At 44.7% G+C, this 7,773-nt stretch carries 8 protein-coding genes; 7 read left to right on the top strand and 1 reads right to left on the bottom strand.

Annotated features, from left to right (window positions below; translation table 11 throughout):
- Positions 1-393 precede the first annotated feature (393 nt).
- Positions 394-942 (top strand): group II intron maturase-specific domain-containing protein, encoded by a 549-nt coding sequence (locus ACEW80_RS06715; protein WP_373525855.1) that lies wholly within the window; start codon positions 394-396, stop codon positions 940-942.
- Between the two features lie 63 nt (positions 943-1,005).
- On the opposite strand, the gene ACEW80_RS06710 is transcribed toward ACEW80_RS06715, so the two are convergent.
- On the bottom strand, positions 1,006-1,911 hold the full coding sequence (locus ACEW80_RS06710; protein WP_373525854.1) for a CoB--CoM heterodisulfide reductase iron-sulfur subunit B family protein: 906 nt from the start codon (positions 1,909-1,911) through the stop codon (positions 1,006-1,008).
- Between the two features lie 582 nt (positions 1,912-2,493).
- On the opposite strand from ACEW80_RS06710, the gene acpP reads away from it, so the two are divergent.
- The 6 genes from acpP to ACEW80_RS06680 all read left to right on the top strand — a co-directional run bounded on the left by acpP (position 2,494) and on the right by ACEW80_RS06680 (position 7,506).
- On the top strand, positions 2,494-2,748 hold the full coding sequence (acpP, locus tag ACEW80_RS06705; protein ID WP_373525853.1) for an acyl carrier protein: 255 nt from the start codon (positions 2,494-2,496) through the stop codon (positions 2,746-2,748).
- 58 nt (positions 2,749-2,806) lie between these two features.
- Positions 2,807-3,004, top strand: a complete 198-nt coding sequence (locus tag ACEW80_RS06700) for a hypothetical protein (protein ID WP_373525852.1) — start codon at positions 2,807-2,809, stop codon at positions 3,002-3,004.
- A 47-nt stretch (positions 3,005-3,051) separates the two neighbouring features.
- Positions 3,052-4,302 carry a beta-ketoacyl-ACP synthase II gene (gene fabF, locus ACEW80_RS06695; RefSeq protein WP_373525851.1) on the top strand — a complete coding sequence of 417 codons (1,251 nt, stop codon included), beginning with the start codon at positions 3,052-3,054 and terminating at the stop codon, positions 4,300-4,302.
- A 335-nt stretch (positions 4,303-4,637) separates the two neighbouring features.
- Positions 4,638-6,659, top strand: a complete 2,022-nt coding sequence (tkt, locus tag ACEW80_RS06690) for a transketolase (RefSeq protein ID WP_373525850.1) — start codon at positions 4,638-4,640, stop codon at positions 6,657-6,659.
- A gap of 137 nt (positions 6,660-6,796) precedes the next feature.
- Positions 6,797-7,090: a hypothetical protein gene (locus ACEW80_RS06685; RefSeq protein WP_373525849.1), complete on the top strand. Its 294-nt coding sequence runs from the start codon at positions 6,797-6,799 to the stop codon at positions 7,088-7,090.
- A gap of 5 nt (positions 7,091-7,095) precedes the next feature.
- Positions 7,096-7,506, top strand: coding sequence for a type II toxin-antitoxin system VapC family toxin (locus ACEW80_RS06680; RefSeq protein ID WP_373525848.1), 411 nt, complete (start codon positions 7,096-7,098; stop codon positions 7,504-7,506).
- Positions 7,507-7,773: the final 267 nt, after the last annotated feature.

The following is a 7,773-nucleotide window of genomic DNA, read 5'->3' as shown; positions in this document are numbered from 1 at the left end:
AATGAAAGATAAAACAGTCACGCAGATAGTGGAAGACTGGGTTGATAGATTGCCAAATATAGAGAGTGTTAAAATTAACGCTGACCCCCTCCCTGTTAATCCTGCGGATTAAATTGGTTGGAGGTCGCGTTAGTTTTAACCGCCTTATATCTCACCACTAAACGGAGTACCGTTTTAGTGGGAGGCTTACGGCGTAATAGCTAAACTTCTATTCTTCTCACCAGCAATCTGAGTACAGAGTGCGATTCGTTGATTAGTGAATCACGGTATTCAGTCCGGCGCGACCTGAAATGGTCGTTTAGAATGCAGAGCCGTCTTTGCTAAGGGATTTACACCCCTTACCCTCACGTAAAAGACTCTCAGGAGTCCGGTCACGACCTAGCCAATATTGGTTTGCATGGTCTAGAAAAATTTATTAAGACCATCAACATCAAATTTGGTGTGGTACGGTACGCCGATGATTTTATTGTCACGGCTAGAGACAAAGAAAGTCTTAAAACCGCCCAAGACCTAATTCAAGCATGGTTGTCAGAACGTGGTCTAGAATTCAGCGCTGAGAAGACGCTAAGAACGTCAATGGAAGATGGCTTTGACTTCCTGGGGTTCAACTCCCGACATTACAATGGGAAATTACTGATAAAACCGTCCAAAAAGAAAGTACTTGCCTTCTGTAAACGGATTGGTGAAGAAGTTAAAAACCTTAATGGTGCAGGGCAGGAAGTCCTAATCAGAAAGCTGAATCCTATTCTCAATGGTTTTGCCAACTACTACAAAGGTGTAGTCAGCAAAGAAACCTTCAGCTACATATTACATCGAGTGTGGCAATACCTTTGGCGGTGGTCTAAGCGTAGACACCCCAGCAAAAATACAAAGTGGAGTGGAACTATGCTTCTAAACCCCAACGATACTCAAAATTGCAAGTTATTTAATCCACGTTCCTAAGCAGGTTTTCGCTTAAGTTGACACCAATAAACAATGTTGTGCCTCTACCTTGTACTTCGTAGACTAAAATCCTAATTTCTCCAGCACTGGCTTTGTAGAAACAATGTGACGCTCTAAACCCAGTTCTTTTGGACTAACCCCAAGTGCCAAAGCAATCAACTGAGGTAAGTGCAACACTGGTAAACCTAGCTTTTGTTCAATCACCTTTTCCACCTCTGGCTGACGCGAATCTAAATTTAAGTGGCACAAAGGACAAGGTGTAACTATACAGTCAGCACCAGATGCCAAAGCGTCCTGAATATGCATCCCCGCCATTTTGAAAGATTGGGTAGTGGCATAACTAGAAAGCGGCCACCCACAACATTGCGTCCGCCCTCGGTAATAAATTGGTGTTGCACCCACAGCCCGAAACATATTTTCCATCGCTTCCGGTTGGAAGGGGTCGTCATAGGGCATCGATTTTTGGGCGCGGAGGAGATAACAGCCATAAAACGCGGCACATTTTAATCCCGTTAACTTCCGGGTGACACGTTTGGTAATTTCTTCTAAACCGTAATCTGTTACCAAGGCATAGAGGAGATGTTTAACCTCAGTACTGCCGCGATAAGGCGAACAACCTTCTTTATGCAGCAAGCCATTAACCTGTTCAACGTAAGCGGGGTTAGAAGTCTGGCATTCTTTCAAGTTTTCGTTGACGTGACCGATAACACCTTGACAAGTGCTGCAATGAGTCAGTAAGGGCAGATTTAAGTCTTCTGCTAAAGCAATATTTCTAGCGTTGACAGTATCTTCCAGCAATTGGGAGTCTTCTTTAAATATGCCAGAACCGCAGCAAGCAGCTTTTTTAAGTTCAACCAATTCAATGCCCAGGGCTTGCGTAAGTGCTTGAGTTGACTGGTAAAGTTCCCGACAAGCTCCTTGAGCAACACAGCCGGGAAAGTAAGCGTATTTGAGTGTCTGAGATAGCATAGTAGTATATTTGGGTTAGAGCGATCGCTCTAGACAATAACTGTTTATCGAAACAGAATTCAGGAGTCAGGAGCCAGAATTCAGAATTTATAAGGAGTCTAGAATGATTGGTATATTCATTCATCAAATGTTCTCTTGATTCTTGAAATATTCTGACTCCTGAATTCTGACCTCCTGAATTCTCTTGTATGGTGCCTTGTTAGTATCTAAGTCCTGATGTTTGACGTTTAGCGACCCTTTAACCGTCTAGGTTCAAAGTCGCAGCAGCTACATATTCTTATTGCTAGCAAGGCTGGAAATACTGATCGAGACATTGTAAAAAATTTTAGCAATAATTGGAAAACAAAAGGATTTACCAACAAAAGGTTGATATCTCACCCCTATCGACAGTGGCGTAGCACGCTCCCCTGCCCAAGTGTTCAAAAAATACCTACTGGATTTTTTGGAAAACCGGGAAGAGTTTTCTGATAGAAAAACCCTTAGCAGTATACGGGCGATCGCGCTTGACGATAAGATGTATATGCTCAAAACAGTATCTTCTGTAAAGAGAAGATTCTAACAACTAATTAAGGAATTTTATTTATGAGCCAAGCGGAACTTTTTGAAAAGGTCAAAAAAATCGTCATCGAACAATTGAGTGTTGAAGACCCTAACAAGGTCACACCACAATCTAAGTTTATGGACGATCTCAATGCTGATTCCCTCGATACCGTTGAACTCGTCATGGCTTTGGAAGAAGAATTTGATATCGAAATTCCCGACGAAGCTGCCGAGCAGATTATATCGGTTCAAGACGCTGTAGATTACATCAATAACAAAGTTACCGCATCAGCTTAACTGGGGATTAGAGATTGGGGAACTTAGTGTCCCCTCTGGGCTTAAGGGGCAATGGGGATTGGGAAGATTTTCCACTGTACCAGTCACCCTGCCGGTGACGCTCCTAAAGTCGCTGACGCTAATGCCAGTGGCTTATGGGGAGCCAAAACCTTGTCCGTACAATGCTCGATTTGTTCGCGTTGCGGCAACTACAGGAGAAGGAAGGGGGATGGAAACCCCCATTCTGCGGACTGGCTTACCAGTACCTAGTTACTAGTCTCGAATTTTTTGCCATGCAGCTTTTTCGCCAATTTTAACTGAATCATGACAGATTATACACGTAAACGTGTTGTTGTAACTGGTGTTGGCGCGATTACACCTATAGGTAACACAGCAACAGAATATTGGGATGGATTATTGAGTGGACGCAATGGCATTGACTACATCACACTTTTTGATGCGTCTAGCCATGATTGCCGCATTGCCGGTGAAGTTAAAAACTTCGATCCACATGATTATTTAGAGCGCAAAGATGCCAAGCGCATGGATCGGTTTACCCAATTTGGGGTTGTAGCGGCAAAACAGGCTCTATCTAACGCGCAGTTAGTTATTAATGAACTGAATGCAGAACAGGTAGGTGTCATGATCGGTTCTGGCGTTGGTGGCATTAAGGTACTAGAAGACCAGCAAACTATCTACCTCAACCGTGGTCCCGATCGCTGTAGTCCATTCATGATCCCGATGATGATCGCCAACATGGCAGCAGGATTAACAGCAATTCACACGGGTGCTAAAGGGCCAAACTCGTGCCCTGTAACTGCCTGCGCTGCTGGCTCCAACGCCATCGGAGATGCTTTTCGCTTAATTCAAGGCGGATATGCCCAGGCGATGATTTGCGGAGGAACGGAAGCGGCTGTGACACCATTATCGGTAGCTGGGTTTGCCGCTTGCAAGGCACTCTCTTTTCGCAATGAAGACCCGGCTCATGCTTGCCGTCCCTTTGACCGCGATCGCAACGGATTTGTCTTGGGTGAAGGTTCAGGAATATTAATTCTAGAAGAACTGCAACACGCCATCAGTCGCGGCGCTCACATTTATGCCGAAATGATCGGCTATGGCATGACCTGTGACGCTTACCACATCACCTCCCCTGTACCAGGTGGACTGGGAGCCGCTAGAGCGATCGAACTGGCGCTCAAAGATGCCAGAATAACTCCTGAACAAATCAGCTACATTAATGCTCACGGCACTAGCACCCCAGCTAATGATTCAACTGAAACCTCAGCAATCAAAAAAGCTTTGGGAGAACACGCCAATAAAGTAGCAATTAGCTCCACCAAATCGATGACAGGTCATTTATTAGGCGGTTCTGGAGGTATTGAAGCAGTGGCAACAGTACTGGCGATCGCTAATGACCAAATCCCACCGACAATCAATCTGGAAAATCCCGATCCAGAGTGTGACTTAGATTACGTGCCTAAATTTAGCCGCGCTCAAAAAGTCGAGGTGGCAATATCCAATTCTTTTGGATTTGGCGGTCATAATGTCACACTGGCCTTTAAGAAATACGTCTAAAGAAGGCAGGAGACAGGAGAGCAGGGAGCAGGGAGCAGGGAGCAGGGAGCAGGGAGCATGGGGAGATGAGAGAGTGAGGGACAAGAATTAATAACCAATGCCCAATGCCCAATGCCCAATCCCCAATCCCCAAAGTATCAGAAATATCATTCCGATATAATCTAAGCGTTCAGGATGACCCAATTATCAGCTTGATTTATCACCAGAAACTCAGGAGATCCCGCTTGTTTATCGACAAGCGGGAATGGGATGATGAGGAGACTGTGGGAAATCGAAAATAACCCCAGCAAAAGAAGCTACCAAGAGTGCCAACCCGTCGTTAAAAACAAGAGATTATGACTGTTGCAACCCAATCCCTCAAAGAAGTTTCCCTTGAAGAACTTTGTATTAACTCGATCCGCTTCTTGGCTGTTGATGCCGTAGAAAAGGCCAAATCGGGACACCCTGGACTGCCGATGGGCGCGGCTCCGATGGCTTTTGTACTTTGGGATCGCTTTTTGAAGTTTAATCCCAAAAATCCCAAATGGTTTAACCGCGATCGCTTTGTCTTATCTGCCGGTCATGGCTCGATGTTGCAGTACGCCCTGCTCTACTTAACAGGCTACGACAGCGTAACCATTGAAGATATCAAGCAATTTCGTCAGTGGGAATCCAAAACCCCCGGACACCCCGAAAACTTCATGACCCCAGGCGTGGAAGTCACCACTGGGCCACTTGGTCAAGGAATTGCCAATGGAGTCGGTTTAGCGATCGCCGAAGCGCACCTTGCCGCTAAATTCAACAAACCCGATACCAAGATTGTTGACCATTACACCTACGTAATTGTGGGTGACGGTTGCAACATGGAAGGAATTTCCGGTGAAGCTTGTTCTTTCGCAGGACACTTAGGGTTAGGCAAACTGATCACTTTGTACGACGACAACCACATCTCTATCGACGGTTCCACAGATGTGGCATTCACCGAAGATGTTTCTAAGCGCTTTGAAGCTTACGGTTGGCACGTCCAACACGTCGAAGATGGTAACACGGATTTAGAAGCGATCGCCAAGGCAATTGAAGCAGCCAAAGCAGTCACCGATAAGCCTTCTTTCATCAAAGTAACAACCATTATTGGTTATGGTTCCCCTAATAAGCAAAACACCGCAGGTGTTCACGGTGCGGCTCTGGGTGCAGACGAAATTGCCTTGACTCGTAAACAACTAAATTGGGAACACGAGCCTTTCGTAATACCCCAAGACGCTCTCAATCACACCCTGAAAGCAGTTGAGCGCGGCGCAGCTTACGAAGGCGACTGGAACAAAATATTTGCCGACTACAAAGCTAAGTATGCCCAAGAAGCGGCTGAGTTTGAACGCTACATTAGCGGCAAACTACCCGACGGTTGGGATAAGGCATTACCCATCCCTGAAGATAAAGCACTACCTACCCGCAAACATTCAGAAACTAGCCTTAACAAACTGGCGGCGGTTTTACCGGAATTAATTGGTGGTTCGGCTGATTTAACCCACTCCAACCTGACCGAAATCAAGGGCAAAGGCGACTTCCAAAAAGGGCAATACCAAAACCCCAACATCCACTTTGGGGTGCGGGAACACGCTATGGGTGCAATCTGTAATGGCATAGCGCTACACGCTTCAGGATTAATTCCCTACGGTGCTACCTTCTTGATCTTCACAGATTATATGCGTGCTGCTATCCGCTTATCTGCCCTTTCCCAAGCTGGCGTGATTTGGGTGATGACTCACGATTCCATTGGACAAGGTGAAGATGGTCCCACACACCAACCCATTGAAACTCTCGCTTCCTTGCGAGCCATTCCTAATTTAACGGTGTTTCGTCCCGCAGACGGCAACGAAACCTCTGGCGCTTATAAAATAGCGATCGAAAGGGCGAAGCAAAACGCTCCTAGCTTGTTGGCGTTTACCCGTCAAAACGTCCCCAATTTGGCAGGTACATCGGTTGAGGGTGTGGCGAAGGGTGGATACACCGTGGTTGATAGCCAAGGTACACCTGAGATCATCTTGATTGGTACTGGTTCAGAATTGAGCCTCTGCGTCACCGCAGCCGAGAAACTCACGGCTGAAGGCAAGAAAGTTCGTGTTGTCTCGCTACCCGCGTGGGATCTTTTTGAAGCACAGGATGCGGCTTATAAAGAGTCTGTTCTGCCGAAAGCTGTCACCAAGCGTTTGTCTGTAGAAGCTGCTAGTAGTTTCGGTTGGCACAAGTACGTAGGTACTGAAGGCGATTGCGTTAGTATTGATCGCTTTGGTGCTTCGGCTCCAGGTGGTGTTTGTTTAGAGAAATTTGGCTTTAGCGTTGATAATGTATTAGCTAAAGCTAAACAATTGTTAGGTTAATAGCAACAAAATATTCTCAAAATTCTGTGGGGTGGGCATCTTGTCCACCTTTTTTTTACGCAGACGGGCGCTGAGGGAAGCGCAGAGTAGAATCGTTTATAATTGGGCTAATTAGTTGATAAATGAGAGAGGAAGTTATGCAAGAAGTTTCTAGCTATCATCAAGAACTTACTAACCGGATATCGCCAATTGTAGACAACCTATTTAAACGCAATAGCTTGTACTTGGTGAAATTAAAAAAATGGGAAATGATTGAAATGCTGGTAGACCTGTTTGGTAAATTTTCACCAGAAGAAATGCGAGCAATTAAAGATGATGATTTAACACGCAGAATTGATAGTATCTTAGTTTTAGAAGCTGTTTCTGGCACCTTAAATGATTTGACGCCAGAGCAAATAAAAATGTACGATGAAGCAGTAAAGAGAAAATAGACAAAGTGACTTATTTACTTGATACAAACATTGTCAGCTATATTCTCAAAAAGAACGTCAATGTAGATAAGAAGTTCCGAGAAGCACGCTGTCTCCAAAAAGACATATTTATTAGCTGCATCACTTATTATGAGGTCAAACGGGGGCTTTTAGCTATCAATGCTATAAGGCAGTTAGCTGGCTTTAGTTTGTTCTGCCGTAGATATCAAATTTTGTTTTTAGATGATATTGCAATTCTTGAAAAAACCTGCGAAATTCATGTGGATTTAAAACGCAGAGGTCAAACTATTCAAGAGCAAGATATATTTATAGCAGCAACTGCGATCGCACGCGGTTTAATTCTGGTTTCTAACGATTCTGATTTGCTGCGAGTGGAGGGGATTAATTTAGAGAATTGGGCAACAATAGAATCTTGAGTTGGCAGTTGTGTGGAGAAAGCGATCAGTCTGAGAAATGCAAGATTAATAAGGAGTTTCTTAATTATCTAATCGAATAGTAGATAAATTAACGTTTTTTAGTAAATATGTAACGAACTCTTTATGTTCTATACTTTTGCAGAAATTGACCCAGAAATTAAATTCCTGAGCTAAGTATCAAAAAGTTGCAACTGGTGGTCTAGGCGGCTAAACGAAGAATTTGATCTAGCTCACGTGAGCGTGGCGTCAAGTCCCCTTCAGGAGCGG

This window comes from Nostoc sp., from assembly GCF_041747015.1.
Taxonomy (GTDB): Bacteria; Cyanobacteriota; Cyanobacteriia; order Cyanobacteriales; family Nostocaceae; genus Nostoc.
Note: the sequence above shows the minus strand (reverse complement) of the source record. Positions and strands in the feature narration are given on the sequence as shown.